The sequence below is a fragment of the Paenibacillus sophorae genome (assembly GCF_018966525.1).
Lineage (GTDB): Bacteria > Bacillota > Bacilli > Paenibacillales > Paenibacillaceae > Paenibacillus_AQ > Paenibacillus_AQ sophorae.
Genome location: NZ_CP076607.1, coordinates 1224204 through 1242040 on the forward strand (window position 1 = coordinate 1224204; position 17837 = coordinate 1242040).

A 17837-nucleotide genomic window follows, 5' to 3' on the forward strand; every position below is an offset into this window, starting at 1 on the left:
ACGGATAAAAAACCTGTTTGCGATCAAAGGATATCCTTTATTCGTCATTTGTATGCTGCTGGTAGGTATCGGAATTTCAATTACAATGCCGTATTTATCCCTGTATTGTACAGAAGTCTATGGAATGAGTGCGGGAGCCTTCGGTGTTTTCATGGCGGTGAGTTCATTAAGCGGCGTGGTGGTGAACTCGCTCATTGCTAAACGTTCGGACAGTGGGCTGGACCGAAAATGGATTATTATTTCAGCCATGCTTTCATCTGCTTTGGGGTATGCTTCCTATTTAGTGTTTCATAACTACTTTATTCTACTGATTGCCGTCAGTCTATTTAATGGATTAGGGGCTGCTGCCATGCCGCAAATCTACGCCTACGCACAGGAATCGGCAAATGCAAGCGGGTCCGGTGACAAGACTTTTGCGATGTCTGCATTACGTTCTCTTTTATCTCTCGGGTTCCTGGTAGGACCATTAGGCGGGACATTAATTTTGGCAGCCGCCGGGTACAAGGGACTCTTTCTGGGGACATCTGCTATTTATCTTACTATTGCATCTCTTATATTCCTGTTTCTGCAAAAACGAAAAGCGGTTCAAAGCAATATCAGGAAGAGAACAAGAACAGGTACCTCTTGGCTCAAAAACAGGCAGATCAGGCAGCCGCTTATCGCCTTTATTTTTCTGTTTGCGGTCAATTTCATTAACGGGACGATCACGCCGTTGTTTATTGTAAATGAGCTTCATGGCACGCCTACGGATGTCGGATTGGTGGTTAGTGTCTGTGCTGGTTTGGAAATTCCCATTATGCTTGTGCTGGGTGCTCTGGGCAGAAAGATATCGAACCATGCCCTGATGATTAACGGCTGCTTTATCGGTGTTATCTATTACATCATCTTAAGTGTATCGACCCATTCCTGGCAGCTAATCGCAGCGCAGCTTCTGCAGGCAACGTTTGTGGCTATTGTCATGGGCAATGGACTAAGCTATTTCACGGATCTGCTGCCCAATTCACCGGGGCTGGCCACAACCATCTATTCCAACGGGTCCACCATTGGAAGGTTAGTGGGAAATCTGGGCGGCGGTATCATTGCCCAGTTTGCAGGGTTTCGTCATGTTTATTGGGTGTGTCTGGCCATTGTGATGTTCTCGTTCTTGATCTTATGGAGAACAAGACCCCATGAGGAGACGGTATAATTAGAAAAAAAGCCGCCAGGCCTCCATATTAAAGGAGTAGTCAGCGGCTAATTTTAGGCCAAACGACTGCCCACAGGCGCCCGGGGGCAACGGGGATCTGGAGCATAGTGCTGATCCAATCCATAAGCTTTAAGAGCTTCCCTGACACATCTTCCGAGACCTTCATGACACTCCCGGAAATCAGAGCAATCACTGCAAGGTCCGTTGGAAACGGCAGCCTGCTCCGGGTAAGCAAGCTCCAGGGCTTTTGGCGAATTCCACACTTCCTGCAGAGTCTGTTCCGTTAAATCACCGATAATAAAATGTTGATGATTGTATAGCTCTTCGCAGATAGTTACCTTGCCGTCGGGCAGCACAACAACCCCGCGCCGGTTAGCCGTACAATAAGCTCTTTCCCAAAAGTTTTTCTTCCTTAACGATTCCTCTCCGGCATAGGGATTATCATTGTTGCCGCTAAAATTCACTTTGTCCGGAAATTCCGCTTTGATCTTACTGAATTCTTCCTCGAAAATTTCTATGTCCTCCGGCGAACAGAACAGGCTGTCGTCATGGCGATACAAGGAACGTCCGTAGCAAGTAAAGTTGCTCTTGAGCACATAAGGCTTCTCCATCAAATACCGTGCCAGGGATACGGCATCCTTGATGTTAATAGGGGTTAGCACCGTGTTGGTGCGAACCTTGATTCCCGCTTCACCCAAGTAATCGAGGGTTTGCAGTATTTTCTCCCCATAGCCGGTAAGCCCCATGAGACGGTCAATGATTTCCGGGTTAAGAGCGTCAATACTCACCTGGATAGTGGATAGTCCGGTTGCCGCCAGCCGCTGGGCCATACTTCTGGATAAAGGATACTTCGTGGGGATATTGAGATACATACCTGCTGACAGAGTACTCTCAATGAAATCAAAAGCATCCTCCCGGCAAAAAAAATCGCCCCCTGAGAACTCGACGGTTTCTATACCGCACTCACGGGCCTCTTTCAACAGGCGACGGTACAGGGTTAAATCCAATTCCTGTTTTCCTCTAAATCCCTCACGATCGGCATAGCAATACCTGCAATTGGTCACACAACGCATGGTCGGGAGTACCAGCAAGGTGTAAGGCATTGTGCACCGGGTATCATCCATGTCAATCCTCTCTTCCGGAACAATAAAAGTCTTGGGATCGTAAATCCGTGCCTGTCCCGGGTTGATGCCGGAAGCTTCTATGATCAATGTTTCAATGGTCTGTTCATCATTTACCCGAACAGCCAGCAGGGCATCCACTTGCTGAGACGCAGCTTCCATATCCAGATCGAAGAGATAGGCCACGGCTTCACGAACGGCAGTCAGGTCCCGCTTCCCGTCAAACAAGGAGAGGATTACAGCCTGCTGCGGATAGAGAAATTTAAACACATCCTGCGGGCTATCCCCCGGATTGGCGGTAAACAGGATTGACCTCCCACCGTCAGGCCGCAACTTCACCTCGGGGCTTAGAAGAAGTCCCATAACTATAACCTCCCTATCATTTAGCTACTCCTCCGTTGGAGCATCCTGGAGAACATGATGTACAGCGCATTGAACATCCCATTGTGCATCTTAATACATCCTCATCCTCCGTTACCGTATCCATTATGAGTTCTCTTAAAAGCTCACGCTTCGAGAGACCTGATCCGGAAAGAAGCGCCCGGATTTCATTTAACGCACTCATTACTGTCACCTCATTCTCTATTATTTGAAGTCCCATAACCTGCGCATCACTTTGCTGTAGGTCCAGTATTGCAGCTGATTTGACAATTGATACACCCTGCTTCACACTGCGAGCATCTTGCTATATCCTCCGTGACAGCATCAATCAGCTCTTTTAGAAGCTGACGCTTGGAGAGACCGCATTCGCACAGAAGAGCCTTGAGTTCCTGTAATTCACTCATCACTTTCACCTCATCTTTAGCTATATGGTATATTGTTCCGTCGAAACCGGATTCTTAAACCCTTATTTTGGAAATTGTGATTGCGTCTTAACTATAGACAGGGAAACCAAAAATATTGAACATGTGACAAAGAACTTAGAATTTAAAGCGCTTTCACTCTCCCTTATAATCAAGTCAGGACACAAGAAAGGGGCAGCGTACCATGTCGAACCTGTTTTACAAGCCGGAGGGGGCTTGGGTGGGAGATCTCATTCCCTTTTACAATAACGGTACATTCCGGTTGTTCTATCTCCATGATTGGAGGGAGAATAAGAGTATTCACGGAGAAGGGACCTCCTGGTTCGAGCTCCGCACAAGCGATTTCGTGCACTATGAGGAAAAAGGCGAAATGCTGAAGCATGGAAGCCTCAGCGAGCAAGACTTGAATTGTTATACCGGCTCCATTATTGAAGCCGAAGGCGAATTCCATCTGTTCTACACGGGCCTGAATCCGTACCCGGACTTCACGGAGGATGGCGAGCCGCTCCAATGCGTCATGCACGCCGTAAGCAGGGATATGGAGTCGTGGCGGAAAATTCCCGAGGACACCTTCTATTCAGACGGGATTCAATATGAAAGGCATGACTGGCGCGATCCCTTCGTGTTCTGGAACGAGGAGGAGAGGGAATACTGGATGCTGCTCGCCGCAAGGAACAAGGAAGGCCCGTCCCGGCGCCGGGGGTGCATCGCATTGTGCGCTTCCAAGGATCTTAAGAAATGGGAAATCCGCAAGCCGTTCTGGGACCCGAAAATGTACATTACCCATGAGTGCCCGGACTTGTTCCGGATCGGGGAATGGTGGTATCTGGTATACTCCACGTTCTCGGACCGGTTCGTCACCCATTACCGCATGAGCAAATCTTTAAGCGGGCCTTGGACGGCGCCGAGGAACGACGCGTTTGACGCCAGAGCGTTCTACGCCGCGAAGACATGGAGCGACGGAAACCGGCGGTACGCGTTCGGCTGGGACCCCAGCAAGGAGAACGAGGACGATTATGGAGATTGGCAGTGGGCCGGCAATCTGGTCGTGCACGAGGTCGTTCAGGAACCGGACGGAACGTTGACGGTGCGCATACCGGAGACCGTATCCCGGCATTTCGCAGATAAGCAGGCTGCGGAGTGGGGGGCTCGGCTCGGGGAGTGGATGGTGTCCGGGGAACGCATCTCTGCGGACGCTGACGAAACCTTCTCCTGCATCTCGGCCGGCTCCATGCCCGAAACGTGCATGATTTCGGCTCGGCTGTCCTTCTCCGAAGGGACGAGAAGCTGCGGCATCATGCTCCGGGCCAGCGAAAATCTGGATGAAGCCTACTATGTTCGCCTCGAACCGATTCATAACCGGCTTGTATTCGACATGTGGCCCCGGCGGGTGAAGGGTGAGGCACAGTGGCATATCAACGGCGACCGCCCCCAAGCGGTTGAGCTGGAAGTACCGATTGAATTGCAAGCGGATACGGTTTATGATATCCGGATCGTGGTGGAGAATTCCGTATGCGTCGTGTACTTGGCCGACCGGGTCGCCATGACGACACGCCTTTATAATTTGAAGACCGGAAGCTGGGGCTGCTTTGTCCAGGAAGGCCGGGCGCAATTTGAACAGGCATCTCTATCCGTTCCAAGCGAACAGGAGGTCAATAGATGAAAGCTTACGGTAAATGGTTAATTCTAGCGTTATCGCTTGTCGTCCTGACAGCTTTGGTAAGCGCTTGCGGAGGCGGCAGTAATACGGGCAGCACTGCGGAAAATGGTTCGGGAGCTCCTGAGAACGCGGGGCAAAAAGCAGAAAAGAAAACCTACAAATGGTTCGTGGCCCGCGGCGTAGACAGTCCTCCGGCCGTCACCGTGAAGGAAATCGCGGACGAATTCTCCAAGACGCATCCTGAATTTGAGCTGGTTCTGGAAGGTACGGGCGATCGCCCGTCCTACTTGCAGAAGCTGCGGACACTGATCGCAAGCAACGAGATGCCCGCCATGTTCGACACCGATCCCGACGCCTACGCTTCCAAACTGATAGAGAAAGGCAAGCTCGTGGATACGAAAAAACTGCTGCAGGACCTTGGAAAATACGACGCGTTCCGTCCGGTTGCCCTGCAATATCAGCAGTTTGCGGACGGCAGCATGTACACGCTCCCGATCGAATACGGGATCGAGGTGTTCTGGTACAACATCAAGATGTTTAAGGATCTCGGCCTGCAGCCGCCGAAGACGTTTGACGAGTTCCTTAAGGTTGCCGAGACGTTTAAGCAGAACGGGATTACGCCGATTGCCGTCGACGGCAAGGACAAATGGCCGGTTCTCCGGTACCTGGCATTCGAGCCTTTCCGCATGACCGGCAATGATTTCATCGAGAACGTCAAGCAAGGCAAGGCCTCCTTCAAGGACCCGGCCGGCATGGCAGGCATTAATCTCGTTCACGAACTCGGCACCAATGGGTACTTCCAGCAAGGATTTTCTTCAACGGATTATACGGCGGCTCGCGATTTGTTCCTGGCCGGCAAGACCGGCATCTACTATATGGGCTCGTGGGAAACGATGAATTTCTCCAACGATAAATTAAGCGCGGATATGAAGGACAATATCGGATTTTTCCGGCTCCCCATGATGGAAGGCGCCAAGACGGCGGAGAACGATTATTTCATCAATTCAGGCATCGGCGTTGCGTTCAATCAGGAGACCTTCGATGATACGATGAAGGAGTTCGTCAAATTCCTCCTGGAGAAATACCCGGAAGCTTATACGAAAAAAGGCCAGTTCTCGCCTTTCAATTATTCGCTGGATCAGGCGCAAGGGATGCCGGAGGTGTTCTACAAAATCCAGGACGAAATCGCGAAATCCGGAAGCGTCTTCGCCGTCCCGTGGGATACGCGCCTCGACCCGGCCACGAATGAGCTGCTCGGCAACGAGCTAAATGCCTTGGCGCTCGGTGCGCATACACCGGATGATTTTGCCGACCTGATGGATCAGGCGATTAAAGAAAACGCGCCGAAATATTTCAAATAACCGCGCTACAGCAGCCGGCCAGCCGCACTTTCGGTTGGCCGGGAATGCAGCGGAAAAATAATAAAGTGGGGAATGAGCTAGGGTATGGATAAAATCCTCCGCAATCGCAAAGCCGTTCTCGTCTTCCTGCTGCCGGCATTGCTGGTGTATGTGTTCACCGTTCTGGCTCCCATCCTTTGGTCGATGTATTTCAGCTTCTTCTCCTGGGATGGGGTTTCCGATATGGTCTATATCGGCCTCGATAATTACACCAAAATGTTTGGCGGCGACAAGACGTTCTGGAAGGCGTTCAGCAATAACCTGATCTATGTTTTCATAATTGTGGCCATGCAGGTGTTTCTCGGTTTGTTGGTTGCCATTCTGTTGACCAGCATCACCAAAGGCAGGGAATTGTTTAAAACGCTGTACTTCGCCCCCGCGATTATCACCTCGGTAGCCATAGCGCAGCTGTTCACAAGCGTATACTCGTTCGAGCCGGTCGGCATGTTGAACTTTATTCTGCAGCAGCTCGGTTTGGGAGCGTGGAGCAAGCCCTGGCTGTCCGACCTGAAATGGGCGCTAGGCGCCGTATCGGTGCCCGAAGGCTGGCGTTATATCGGCCTTTATATGATCATTTTGTATACCGCGCTTCTGTCCATTCCTTCCGATATCGAGGAGGCGGCTAGAATTGACGGGGCTTCTTCCTGGGACCTGTTCTGGTCGATAAAAATGCCGCTGATTAAGCCGGTGCTGACGGTTTCGATCATTATGGCTACTACCGGTGCTCTAAAAGGGTTCGATATCCCGTATCTCATGACGAATGGGGGACCGGGGCGGGTAACGGAGCTGCTGCCGACTTATATGTACAAAACCGCATTCTCCAGTCTGGACTTCGGCTACGGCAGCGCGATGGCCGTATTTATCGTCATAGAAAGCCTCATTGCCGTCGCCTTTATCAGACGGATGATGGAGAGTAAGGAGACCTGACAATGAACTATTCCCGCTATTCCAAGGCGTTTCTGGCGGTCATTTCCTTCGCTTTGCTTATCATTCAAGTGTACCCGCTCGTGTGGGTGTTCATCTCCAGTTTCAAGGCGCCCACCGATTTTTCAAGCAGTAATCCGCTCAGCCTGCCCAGCAAGTTCACCTTCGAAAATTATCTCAGCGTGTGGCGGAAAGGGAATTTGGGCACTTATTTTTCCAACAGCCTCATCGTCGCCGTGACGACCATCGTTCTGGTGATTCTGTTCAGCGCAATGGCCGCGTTCGTGATCGAGAAGATGCGTTTTAAATGGGCCCAAAGCGTGCTGTTCCTGTTCTTGTGCGGTATCATGATCCCGATCCAGGTCGTGCTTATTCCGCTGTTTATTCTGTATAACAAAACGGGGATTATCAACACGCTCACTTCCCTCATTTTGCCTCAGGTGGGATTTGCGCTGCCGATCTCGATCTATCTGTTCGTAAGCTTTTACAAATATATCTCGAACGAGATTATGGAGGCCGCCGTCATGGACGGCTGCGGGATTTATCAGGTGTTCTGGCGGATGATTTTCCCGCTGTCGCGCAATACGATCGTCACGGTTGTCGTCATGAATCTGATTTTTATCTGGAATGAGTTTATCTTCGCCAATACCTTCATTCACGACCTGAGCTCGCGGACGATCCCGGTTGGTCTGATGGATTACATCGGCCAGTACGGCTTAACGGATTGGGGAGCGACCTATGCTGCTATCAGCATCACAACAATTCCGACCATGCTGGTCTACTTCATTTTTAACAAAAGCGTGATCTCCGGCATGACCGCAGGTGCAACCAAAGGTTGATCTACCATCCGCCCCCGGGCAAAGGTATACTGAAAGTACAGGTATTATACTTTTCTTCGGACAGAGGGACTTTTTCATGAAAATAACCCGGCCGTTCCTGTCGATCAGCATTCGGAGCAAAATCATCATTTTGTCCATCGGCTGTTCCCTGCTGCCGCTTGTCCTGATTGCCTCCTTGACCTTTGTCTATTTGAGCAAAGTGGCTGAGAACAAGGTGTCCGACACCACCTCCAATTTGCTCGGCTCCATCAACTGGAATATCCAGACCTTCGTGAATGACGTCGAGACGATTTCGAAGCTGATGCTGTCTTCACGCGACGTACAGAACTTCCTTTCTTATGACAAGCACGAATTCAAAAAAATCTACGACCTCCAGAATGACACCCGGAACCTGATCGTCAATATTTCCAACAACAAATCGTATATTCGTTATGTGTACGTCGGCAGTGAGCAAAGGGAGCTGATCGTCACGAACCAGTGGGACCGGTTCACTTACGATCATATTTATCAGGCGGTCTCCCGGTCGAAATGGTATCGGCAGGTGAGCGACATGGGGGGCCGGGGATTGTGGCTGAACAGCGATGAGGTCCGTCTCGTCAAAAATAGTCCGGATTTGCTGCTGTACGGTAAACGCTTAAACAACCTGGATACGCTCGAACCGATCGGCATGCTGATTATCTCCATCGACAGGCGGGTATTCGACGAAATGTTCAAAGACATCACGAATGCGGAGAATGGGCATCTGATGATTCTGGATCAGAACCAAGTCATTTTTTACAATTCCCGGACCGCCGATTTACAGCAGATTCCGCAAAAGGAACTGAACCTGCTCTACGATCTGCCTGAACGTGGCACCCGCATCGATACGGTGGGTGGAGAACGGTATGTCGTCACCTTCGATACGAATCCGGGGACCCGGTGGAAGGTGGTCAGCATGATCCCCTATTCCAACATCAATTCGGAAGTCGTCCTGATCCGCAATGTTACGCTTACCTTGACACTGGTGGCTTTCCTGCTTGCTGCCTATGGTTCGTATCTGATCTCCAAACGGATTACCAAGCAGTTGACCCTGCTCTCCTCCGTCGCCCGAAAGGCAGCCAAACGGGAGGAAATCGAAGGCATCCTCTTTGAGGAGAAGGACGAAATCGGGAAGATCGGCAATCAATTCCTGCGAACCTTCCGCACCAACAGCGAATTATCCGACAAACTGATCGAAGCCAAGCTGAAGGAGAAGGAGGCGGAGCTGCATGCGCTGCAAAGTCAGATCAACCCGCATTTTCTGTACAATACACTGAATTCCATCTATCTGATGGCGGAGCGAATTAGCGCCAAGAATATTTCCAAAATGGTCATGTCCCTGTCCAATTTCTTCAAATTGAGCTTGAACAACGGGGATTATATTACGACTGTCGGCAACGAAATCGACCAGGTGAAGAATTATCTGGAGATTCAAAACATCCGCTATAACGGAAAATTTGAGGTGGCCATTGACCTGGAGCCGGGAATCGAGCAGATCCGCATGCTGAAGCTCCTGATCCAGCCGCTGGTCGAGAATGCGATCTTTCATGGAATCGAGTTAAAAGAGGATAAAGGGAACATCGCCATTCGGGGCCGCAGAGAAGGAGAGACGCTGGTATTCGAGGTCGAGGATGACGGAGTCGGGTTCGATGCTGCGGGTATGCGGCCGAGAGGATATGCTTTAAGAAACATACAGGAGAGAATCCAACTGCATTACGGTCAAGACCGCGGGATTCGCATTGACAGCGTTCCGGGCGCCGGAACCAAAGTTACCCTTGAGATCGGCATCATCGATTAACATCTGGCTATGAAGGTGGGGGGACACATCATGTATAAACTGTTTATAGCGGATGATGAACAGCTTGTGGTGGAAACGCTATCAACCATGATTGACTGGAACGCCTCCGGGGTGCGGATCGTGGGAACGGCCAACAACGGCAAGCAGGCGCTGGAACGGATTCTGGAGTCCGACCCGGACGTTGTCCTGACGGATATTCGTATGCCCGGCATGAGCGGGCTGGAGCTGATCCGCGCCTTGAAGGAAAGAGGCTGCAAAGCGGAGTGTATCATCGTGAGCGGGTATTCCGAGTTTGAATACGCCAAAGAAGCGATTGAGCTGGAGGCGGTGGACTATTTGATCAAGCCGGCCGAGCTTGAGGAAGTGTCCCGGACCGTCTTAAGGGCGATTGAGCGTCTGGAGCGTAAAAGGGACCCGGCGGGAAATCGCCCGGAGCTGCGAATTGCCAAAGCGCTGGATCGGGCGGTGTTCACCGATCTAATCGTTCATGCCAAACGTCCGTCGTTCGATCAGAAGCCGTACGAACGATATGACCAGTTTGCGGCCATCGTGATCGGAAGCCCGGCGGCGCTTTGGCTCGAACGGATGAAGAACAATGGCGTTACGGATGCCCTTCTCAGCTTTTTGGCGAATCGCGGAATCGATGTGGAGCTGCTCTACGAGCAGCAGAAAGTCATCTTGTTATGCATGGCCGTGCTGGAGGAATCCGAGTCCTTACCCGAAATTCTGATGGCTGCGGCCGCAGCGTTCTCGACTTGCGGCTCCCCGGACGCGGACGATCTTGCCTTGTCATTTGGAATCGGCCCGGTTGTAAGCGGAGTCATGGATGCGCATCGCTCTTTTCTGGCGGCGGACCAGGCCTGTCAAATGGGTCTGTTCTTCGGCGTTCCGGTAACGGACGGGAACTGTTGGCCGGAGATTGTCTGCGCTTCCGAAAGATGGCTCTCCGACTGGTCTGAGCAGATTGAATCTTTTACCCGTTACGAACAAAAACAGTTTGATGAGCTGCTCGAACGCTGGACGGAGTGGGGGAGGGAGCGATGGATGGCTCCCGTTTCCCTGAAGAAGACCGGCATTCAGTGGGTGAACCGGCTGCTCGATCTGACCGAGCGGGACTATGGAATCAAAATCGAGAGCGTGATCGGAGACCGCACGCGGCTGATTGAAGGGATGCTGGAAGCGCCGGATTGGGCGTCATTGCAGAAACAGTGCCACGATTGTGCGCAGGGTGTACAGTTTTATCTAAATGTAACGAAGACGACCCTGAAGGAAAAGGTGGTTCAAGAAATCAAGGCTTATCTGGAATCCCACTATCATGAAAATATCCAGCTCGACCAATTGTCGGAGCGGTTCGACCTTAACGCATCCTATGTCAGCCACTTATATTCCAAATCGACCGGGCAGACGATTCTTGAATATATCACATTGCTGCGTATTCAGCAGGCGAAACGGATGCTGAGGGAGAGCAGCTTCAAAATCTCTAAAATCTCGCAGCATGTCGGCTACGATAACCAGCGGTATTTCTGCCAGGTGTTCAAGAAGCATGTAGGCGTAAGCCCCGGCCAGTACAGAGAGGATCATATGATCAGAGTCGAAGGAAGCCGTTTCGTCTAAGGACATTACGTAGGCTGCAATCTAAGCATCGATCATTTGGATCCGGATTCAGTTGGCCGGGCGAAGGTGACGGCATGTTCATTGGGCCTTTCTATATCCGGAAGAACCATTATGGACTAGTAGATATCGCATGCACAGGCGCCAGCTAAAACACCCGCTAAAACACCCGCCGCGCCGTCACGAACCGTTTCTTCCAATAGTCGCTGAAGGCTTCGGTGCGGACGCCGTATTTCTCCGAATAGGTATGCAGCAGCTGGTTGTCCCCCGCGTAGATGGCGACATGTCCTATGTTCAAATCGCGTGCGCTGAAGAACAGCAGGTCGCCTTTGCGCAGCTCGTCCAACCCGACCTCCTTGCCTGCCTTGGCCTGATCGTAGGACACGCGGGGAAGATCAATCGCGAGCGTATCCTGAAAGACGCGCTTTACAAAGGAAGAACAGTCGAAGCTGCCTGTCTGATCCGGCGAAGCTCCGAATACATACGGTGTGCCAAGAAAGGTCTCGCCGTAGGTGATTAGCTCGTCTGTCTGCTTGTCGGTCAGGGACGGGCTGATATAGTCGGTATACTTCGGTTTCGCGGATATGTATCCCGTCTGGTTATCCGGGGTCCGCACCTCCAGCCAGAAAGCGTCCACTTCGCGCACAACATGGACTTTCGATCCCGTGGGCAGCAGCTCCAGAATGTCTAAGCCGCCGCCCGCATCCGGCGAACTGGCGTCTGAAACTGGCGAAAGGCCGCCCGCATCCGCTGAACGGCTAACCAGTTTCAGCGAAGGGCCTGCCGCATCCGGCAAGCTGCTGCCCGAGCCCGGCGAGCTGCGCAGATTGACGCCCCACCGGATGGTCGTCTCGAAGGTCATCGTAGTGATTTGGACAGAACGTGCCGCCTGGTCCCAGGTAACGGTGCTGCCAAGAGCTTCGCTGACGAAGCGCAGCGGAACCATGGTATATCCCCCGGATATTTGCCCGGGCGCATTCAGCTGCACTGTCCGGTCGTTCACCGTGGCGGTAAGATCCCCGATGCGGTAGGTCAGAGTCGTGCCGTCCTTCGTTGCCGTAACCGTCTTGTCTGTATTGCTCCAGGACAGCTTGGCCCCCTGCCCCTCAAACAGGCGGCGCATGGGAACGAGCAGTGTGCCATTCACATTAACTGGCTCTGCCTCGGTCTGAAGCAGCGAGCCGTCCAAATAGATGGATACCGGCGCGGGAGCCGTCTGGGACGGCAGGGCAGTCTCGGCATCCGGAGCAGCCTGAACGGTCCCGGCCGGACGGGAGGCTGTTTCAGCCGGCTGGCTGTCCGGCTTGGCCGCATTCTCCGCATGAGCGGAGGCTGAATATAACAGGGACAGGGCGAGGATGGAGAGCAGCGCGTTTTTACGTATCGTCATGTGTTCATCACCTTGTAAATTGATTCATTATGTATAGTTAGACTAAGAAAAAGCGAAATGGTTTTGCTGCGTGTTTAAGTTTCTGTTATAAGTTATCTCATTGACGACCGTCCGAAAATGAATTAGAATCGACCTAACTAATACGGGGCGATGGAGTTCGCCGTAACCGCCGCGAGGCTGATGACTCCTACCAGAGGATTTTCACTTCCCTGGTAGGAGTCTGTTTTTTATGGATATTTTCTAAATGAAGGGAAAGAAGAAGATGAATGCTGCAAGACAAAAGTGGGCGCTGTGGAGCGAAAAATGGAGATTTGCCGCTCTTGCAGTCACGCTGCTCAAATGGGTGGCTCTCGGGAGCGGTGTGGGCATACTTTCCGGCACGGCCTCCGCGTTTTTTCTGAAAAGTCTGGACTATGTGACCGATCTGAGAATGGCCAACCCCTGGCTGCTGTTTCTGCTTCCGCTCGGCGGGGCGCTGGTCAGCTTCCTCTACCTCAAGGTCGGCAAGAACAGCGGGAAGGGAAACAACCTGATTCTTGAACAAATCAATAATGGCAACGAGACGATTCCGCTGCGGATGGCGCCGCTCGTCTTATTCGGAACCTTAATCACCCACTTGTTCGGAGGGTCTGCGGGCCGTGAGGGTACAGCCGTGCAAATGGGCGGCAGCCTGGCCGAATGGTTCGGCAGAATACTCCGCGTCCGGTCCCTCGACCGCAAAATCCTGCTGATCTGCGGCATAAGCGGCGGGTTCGGCTCAATTTTCGGGACACCTTTGGCGGGCACGGTGTTTGGCCTTGAGGTGCTTGCGATCGGCTTGATCAGTCATGAGGCGCTGATTCCGGCTTTTGTGGCCGCTTTTACGGGAAATTTGGTCACGACATCGTTCTGGGGCGTTTCCCATACTCATTACCATATCGGCGAAGTGCCCGGTTTAACGTGGATCGTCGTCCTTAAGGTCGTACTCGCTTCGATCCTGTTCGGGCTGACCAGTATTGCATTCAGTGAATTGACTCATGCGCTGAAAAAAGGGTACACCAAGCTGTTCAAGAACCCTATGCTGAAAAGCGCGGTGGGCGGCGTGGTCATCATCGGTCTGGTCTATTTGCTGGGAACCCGGGATTATCTGGGGCTAGGCATTCCGCTTATTCAGAGCTCTTTTACGGAGACCGTTTCTCCGTTCGCTTTTTTGGGCAAGCTGGTCTTTACTTCTCTTACCTTGGGCGCCGGATTTCAGGGAGGCGAGGTGACTCCTTTGTTCGCAATCGGAGCAACTCTGGGGAACGCGCTGTCCGGATTTTTGCATTTGTATGCTCCTTTTTTGGCGGGCCTCGGATTTATCTCTGTATTTTGCGGCGCAACCAACACCCCGATTGCATGCTTTCTGATGGGGATTGAGTTATTCGGGTCGGACGCGGCCATTTACATGTTTATCGCATGTCTGGTCAGTTATCTGTTCTCGGGCCATACGGGCATTTACACCTCTCAACTAATCGGGACATCCAAGAGCCAGCTCCTGCCGATCCCTCAAGGGACAACCTTGGCGGCTGTGAAAGATCTTAGGAAGCAGAAGGACAAGGGAACTCCCGGTTCGGAGAAAAGTTAAAGAACTGCATACGCCGTGTGAAAAGAATGCGCGGATGATATAATAAAGTTAGTCTTAGACGAAAGGGAATTTACCATATGGAATTTGCGGAATCGAACGGACTTATGTCCGGTTGGCTGGCGCTTACTCATATTCAGACGAATACGGCGGGCAGGCTGGAACAAGCGCTGCAAGAAAGACATCAGATGTCCCTGAAGGAATTTTATTTGCTGTTGTTTTTGTCCGAAGCACCCGGGAAAAAGCTGCGTCTGCAGCAGCTCGAATCCATGGTTGGCCTGAGCCAGAGCGCGATGTCGCGGTTAGTCAGCCGGTTCGAGGCCAAGGGCTGCGGGGCGCTGAAAAGACATATTTGCGAGGAGGACCGCAGAAGCGTCTACACATCCTTGACTCCGATTGGCCAGGAGAAGGTGGACCGGGCGTACAGCACCGTTCAATCCGTCCTTTTGGATGCTCTGCCGGGGCGGGAACTTGAGAGTCTGCTGAATCAGCTTCTTGAGGCCAAAGGAAGCTCGGCGGATTCCTAGACCGTGACTTAAACCCTTGATTCATCAATCTGATGATGGATTAAGGGTTTTAATAATTAAGGGGATGAATGATTTGATGCCGCAGGAGAATGAATCGGAATCGAAATACACACAGCAGCATCTGGCGAATGAGCGGACGTATCTGGCCTGGATTCGGACCGCAGTCGCCCTGGTGGGTCTTGGCTTTCTGGCGGCCGGCATCGTGTTTGGAGATAACCGTTACAGCGGAGTCGGGCACATGGTCGCGGCCATCGCGGGCATTTCCTCAGTGCTGCTCGGCGGAGGCGTGGTAGCGGCGGCTACCCGCGATTATTTGCGAAAAAGAGAAGGAATCAACAAGGAGCAGTTTCGTTCGGCTTCTTTTCTCATCCGGATGGTATTCATTTCCCTGACCGTCATTGAGATGCTGCTGATCGTACTGGTCGTGTTAATGCTCTACAGAAGTCCATTTTAAGGAGGATCACAGTGAAGAACAGAACCGGCATCATGGTTGCCGTCTCGATTATACTTATTATCATCAGCAGCCAAATTCCTTCATATGAATCGAAAATGCTCGGCGCCTTGCAGCAGCTCCTGCTCGGAATAGGAATGGTTGGCTGCTTGTTAGCGATGTGGAAATTTATGAAGGGCGGCAAGAAAAAGAATAAATGAATTTATGGAAAAGCCGCGGATTACAGAAGGCGCTGTCCAGTATGGAGCAGCGCCCTCTGTATTTCCGCGGCTTTTTACGTTCAGGCAGCCATCCTCCCTGCCGCTTCCGCATTTTAGGTCGTCCGGGCGTTTGGATGAGAACCTTCCGCCCCCGCCGTTCCCCGGCCCGTCTTCTGCGCCCGGTGATGGAGGAAGTAGTAGAGGATCAGCGCCAGGACTGTAATCATTCCGGCGGTGAAATACATCGTATTGTAAGCCGTTTGAGCGGCGACAAAGCCCAGAAAATAGGAGCCAAGGCCGAACCCGAGATCAAACAGAACGTAAAAGGTGCTGGTGGCAAGCGCCCGGCGGTGGCTTGGGGCCGCTTGGATGGCTAATGTCTGAAGGCTTGGGAGTATGGCGCCGTAGCCGAGTCCGATCAGGCCTGCCGTGGCCAGAAACTCGGGAGCGGAAGACACCCGGCTGAGCCAGAGCATGCCCGCCATGAACAACAGGATGCCCGGATAGACGAGAACGTGGGCTCCTCTGCGGTCAAACAGCCGGCCGGTAAAGGGCCGTGAGATCAGTACAAGGGCCGCGAATACAATAAAGAAGTAACTGGCGACGTTCCCGAGTCCGATTGATTTGGCATAGACGGAGATGAACGTCGACAGCGAACTGTAAGCGAAGGCCAGAACCAACCCGGACAGGGACACCGGCAGGGCTTTGAACTCGAAATAACGCTTGATATTCCAGTTGCCAAGCGTCTGCGCCTGGGTCTTATGGGAAGGAACAGGTGTCAGAATGCCGAAGATGCAGGCGAGCAGGGCGAAGACACTGACGGTGATGAACAACATTCGGAAGCCGGCGTGATCGGTGACCGTAAGGCCGATGAATGGGCCCATAACCATTGCAAGGCTCATGAACAGAGTGAAATAGCCGATCCCCTCGCCTTTCCGGCGCTCCGGTATAACGTCAAGCACGATGGCTGAGGTAGCAGTGGCGGCAACGCCGTAAGCGAATCCGTGAATACAGCGCAGCACCAGCAGAGCGGCATAGCCTTGAATGAACAGATACAGCAAGGAGCAGGCGGCAAACAGCAGAAGCGAGCCAACCATAAGCGCTTTGCGGTTAACCTCGTCGAGCCATCGTCCTGTAAGCGGCCGGATGATAACGGCGGCAATGACGAATAGGGTGGTTACCAATCCGATATTTTGCTTGCTCCCGTGCAGATCTTCCAGAACGAACGCGGGCAGCGTTACCATCAGAATATAGAAGGTCATGAAAATGAAAAAGCTGCTACAGCAGATAGTTAAAAAATGACGGTTCCATAAAAGTTCCTCATTCTCCAAATCCGATCTCTTCTTTCTATTAATAATAGTTATAACAACAATATGGGCGTAGTGCTGCTTTGTCAATTTGACAATTCCATTTGAATGAAAATCTCTGCTCAAATATGTCAGCAGCGTGAGCGATCCGGCAACCCCAAAAAGTAGTTGACCTTAACACCAGTGTCAGGGTCTATAATGAACCTAAACATTCTCATAATCCGGAGAGAAATGCAATGAAAATAGGCGAGCTTGCCAAACTGACGGGCGTTAGCGTCCGGTCGCTTCGATATTACGAGTCGCAGGGTCTTATTTCGGCGGTCCGTCTGGCCAACGGCTACCGCGAATACTCTCCGCTTGCCGCGGAGACGGTGAAGACGATCAAGCTGTACTTAAACTTAGGACTGACGACAGAGGAAATCGCGGGGTTTTTGCACTGCGTGCTGAAGAACAAGGAGGCTTTCTGCGCGGAGGTGATGCCGCTGTATGAATCCAAGCTGGAGGAGATTGAACGTCAGCTGCATCAGTTGACTCAGATCAAGCTTAATTTGGAGGAAAGGATGGCTTCCATCCGCCGGGAGCGGGAAGGGTCTGGCACCGAAACTCAAGCTAAAGCAGGAAGGAATGATTCTAATGGCGATTAAACATGCGGAAACACCTGAGGGTCTGAGGGAAAAGGTAGCGGGGGGCGGTCTGGTGCTTGTCGATTACGGAGCAGCCTGGTGCGCGCCATGCAGGAATTTGCTGCCCATACTGGAGGAACTGGACCGGGATTACGGTGACGCAGTATCCGTCGTAAAGGTTGACTGCGACGAGCTGCCTGAGCTTGCTGCGGAAGCCGGCGTTATGGGCATGCCAACCGTAATCGTCTATAAAGGCGGGCAGCCGGTGGAGAAGCTGGTCGGCCTAAGCCCGAAATCGGTCTACACGGGCGTTCTGGGCAGACATATGCGTAATTAGGCGAAGCGAAGGCTCGCGGATATGGCCAGTTGGTCATCC

General features: G+C 52.2%; 16 protein-coding genes and 1 riboswitch. Of the genes, 13 read left to right on the top strand and 3 right to left on the bottom strand.

Going from position 1 to position 17837, the window contains the following annotated elements:
- Positions 1-52: 52 nt before the first annotated feature.
- Complete coding sequence (locus tag KP014_RS05860; protein ID WP_246590646.1) at positions 53-1186, top strand: sugar efflux transporter; 1134 nt, start codon at positions 53-55, stop codon at positions 1184-1186.
- A gap of 53 nt (positions 1187-1239) precedes the next feature.
- On the opposite strand, the gene KP014_RS05865 is transcribed toward KP014_RS05860, so the two are convergent.
- Complete coding sequence (locus KP014_RS05865) at positions 1240-2670, bottom strand: radical SAM/SPASM domain-containing protein (RefSeq protein ID WP_090834457.1); 1431 nt, start codon at positions 2668-2670, stop codon at positions 1240-1242.
- Positions 2671-3294: 624 nt separating this feature from the next.
- Here KP014_RS05865 and KP014_RS05870 point away from each other — a divergent pair.
- The 6 genes from KP014_RS05870 to KP014_RS05895 all read left to right on the top strand — a co-directional run bounded on the left by KP014_RS05870 (position 3295) and on the right by KP014_RS05895 (position 11363).
- Complete coding sequence (locus KP014_RS05870; RefSeq protein ID WP_051499737.1) at positions 3295-4773, top strand: family 43 glycosylhydrolase; 1479 nt, start codon at positions 3295-3297, stop codon at positions 4771-4773.
- Entirely contained in the window at positions 4770-6131 is a 1362-nt protein-coding gene (locus tag KP014_RS05875; RefSeq protein ID WP_051499736.1) for an ABC transporter substrate-binding protein, read from the top strand. Before KP014_RS05870 ends, KP014_RS05875 begins: the two co-directional genes overlap by 4 nt.
- An 84-nt stretch (positions 6132-6215) precedes the next feature.
- Positions 6216-7097 (top strand): carbohydrate ABC transporter permease, encoded by an 882-nt coding sequence (locus KP014_RS05880; RefSeq protein ID WP_216700464.1) that lies wholly within the window; start codon positions 6216-6218, stop codon positions 7095-7097.
- 2 nt (positions 7098-7099) lie between these two features.
- Positions 7100-7933 (top strand): carbohydrate ABC transporter permease, encoded by an 834-nt coding sequence (locus tag KP014_RS05885; protein WP_036592780.1) that lies wholly within the window; start codon positions 7100-7102, stop codon positions 7931-7933.
- A 76-nt stretch (positions 7934-8009) separates the two neighbouring features.
- Positions 8010-9749, top strand: a complete 1740-nt coding sequence (locus tag KP014_RS05890) for a sensor histidine kinase (RefSeq protein WP_036592778.1) — start codon at positions 8010-8012, stop codon at positions 9747-9749.
- Between the two features lie 30 nt (positions 9750-9779).
- Entirely contained in the window at positions 9780-11363 is a 1584-nt protein-coding gene (locus tag KP014_RS05895) for a response regulator (RefSeq protein ID WP_036592776.1), read from the top strand.
- Positions 11364-11520: 157 nt separating this feature from the next.
- On the opposite strand, the gene KP014_RS05900 is transcribed toward KP014_RS05895, so the two are convergent.
- Entirely contained in the window at positions 11521-12750 is a 1230-nt protein-coding gene (locus tag KP014_RS05900) for a stalk domain-containing protein (protein ID WP_036592773.1), read from the bottom strand.
- Positions 12751-12887: 137 nt separating this feature from the next.
- A riboswitch (Fluoride riboswitch) is annotated at positions 12888-12947 on the top strand.
- Between the two features lie 47 nt (positions 12948-12994).
- Between KP014_RS05900 and KP014_RS05905 the strand changes: the two genes are divergently transcribed.
- The 4 genes from KP014_RS05905 to KP014_RS05920 all read left to right on the top strand — a co-directional run bounded on the left by KP014_RS05905 (position 12995) and on the right by KP014_RS05920 (position 15531).
- Positions 12995-14356 carry a voltage-gated chloride channel family protein gene (locus tag KP014_RS05905; RefSeq protein ID WP_246590647.1) on the top strand — a complete coding sequence of 454 codons (1362 nt, stop codon included), beginning with the start codon at positions 12995-12997 and terminating at the stop codon, positions 14354-14356.
- 77 nt (positions 14357-14433) lie between these two features.
- Positions 14434-14880 (top strand): MarR family winged helix-turn-helix transcriptional regulator, encoded by a 447-nt coding sequence (locus KP014_RS05910; protein ID WP_036592770.1) that lies wholly within the window; start codon positions 14434-14436, stop codon positions 14878-14880.
- Between the two features lie 64 nt (positions 14881-14944).
- Positions 14945-15334, top strand: coding sequence for a YidH family protein (locus KP014_RS05915; RefSeq protein ID WP_036592767.1), 390 nt, complete (start codon positions 14945-14947; stop codon positions 15332-15334).
- A gap of 11 nt (positions 15335-15345) precedes the next feature.
- Positions 15346-15531, top strand: coding sequence for a hypothetical protein (locus KP014_RS05920; RefSeq protein ID WP_036592763.1), 186 nt, complete (start codon positions 15346-15348; stop codon positions 15529-15531).
- Between the two features lie 113 nt (positions 15532-15644).
- On the opposite strand, the gene KP014_RS05925 is transcribed toward KP014_RS05920, so the two are convergent.
- A complete protein-coding gene (locus tag KP014_RS05925; RefSeq protein ID WP_036592414.1) occupies positions 15645-16862 on the bottom strand; it encodes an MFS transporter in 1218 nt (405 codons plus the stop codon).
- 212 nt (positions 16863-17074) lie between these two features.
- On the opposite strand from KP014_RS05925, the gene KP014_RS05930 reads away from it, so the two are divergent.
- Together KP014_RS05930 and KP014_RS05935 are read left to right on the top strand one after the other, a co-directional pair.
- Positions 17075-17482 carry a MerR family transcriptional regulator gene (locus tag KP014_RS05930; protein ID WP_051499710.1) on the top strand — a complete coding sequence of 136 codons (408 nt, stop codon included), beginning with the start codon at positions 17075-17077 and terminating at the stop codon, positions 17480-17482.
- Positions 17472-17798, top strand: coding sequence for a thioredoxin family protein (locus KP014_RS05935; protein WP_036592413.1), 327 nt, complete (start codon positions 17472-17474; stop codon positions 17796-17798). The genes KP014_RS05930 and KP014_RS05935 overlap by 11 nt, the downstream gene beginning before the upstream one ends.
- Positions 17799-17837 lie beyond the last annotated feature (39 nt).

Excerpts from the sequence above, each read along its gene's own strand:
- KP014_RS05860 (WP_246590646.1), top strand. The coding sequence starts at position 53 with ATGCTGCTGGTAGGTATCGGAATTTCAATTACAATGCCGTATTTATCC.
- KP014_RS05865 (WP_090834457.1), bottom strand. The coding sequence starts at position 2,670 with ATGGGACTTCTTCTAAGCCCCGAGGTGAAGTTGCGGCCTGACGGTGGG.
- KP014_RS05870 (WP_051499737.1), top strand. The coding sequence starts at position 3,295 with ATGTCGAACCTGTTTTACAAGCCGGAGGGGGCTTGGGTGGGAGATCTC.
- KP014_RS05875 (WP_051499736.1), top strand. The coding sequence starts at position 4,770 with ATGAAAGCTTACGGTAAATGGTTAATTCTAGCGTTATCGCTTGTCGTC.
- KP014_RS05880 (WP_216700464.1), top strand. The coding sequence starts at position 6,216 with ATGGATAAAATCCTCCGCAATCGCAAAGCCGTTCTCGTCTTCCTGCTG.
- KP014_RS05885 (WP_036592780.1), top strand. The coding sequence starts at position 7,100 with ATGAACTATTCCCGCTATTCCAAGGCGTTTCTGGCGGTCATTTCCTTC.
- KP014_RS05890 (WP_036592778.1), top strand. The coding sequence starts at position 8,010 with ATGAAAATAACCCGGCCGTTCCTGTCGATCAGCATTCGGAGCAAAATC.
- KP014_RS05895 (WP_036592776.1), top strand. The coding sequence starts at position 9,780 with ATGTATAAACTGTTTATAGCGGATGATGAACAGCTTGTGGTGGAAACG.
- KP014_RS05900 (WP_036592773.1), bottom strand. The coding sequence starts at position 12,750 with ATGACGATACGTAAAAACGCGCTGCTCTCCATCCTCGCCCTGTCCCTG.
- KP014_RS05905 (WP_246590647.1), top strand. The coding sequence starts at position 12,995 with ATGAAGGGAAAGAAGAAGATGAATGCTGCAAGACAAAAGTGGGCGCTG.
- KP014_RS05910 (WP_036592770.1), top strand. The coding sequence starts at position 14,434 with ATGGAATTTGCGGAATCGAACGGACTTATGTCCGGTTGGCTGGCGCTT.
- KP014_RS05915 (WP_036592767.1), top strand. The coding sequence starts at position 14,945 with ATGAATGATTTGATGCCGCAGGAGAATGAATCGGAATCGAAATACACA.
- KP014_RS05930 (WP_051499710.1), top strand. The coding sequence starts at position 17,075 with ATGAAAATAGGCGAGCTTGCCAAACTGACGGGCGTTAGCGTCCGGTCG.
- KP014_RS05935 (WP_036592413.1), top strand. The coding sequence starts at position 17,472 with ATGGCGATTAAACATGCGGAAACACCTGAGGGTCTGAGGGAAAAGGTA.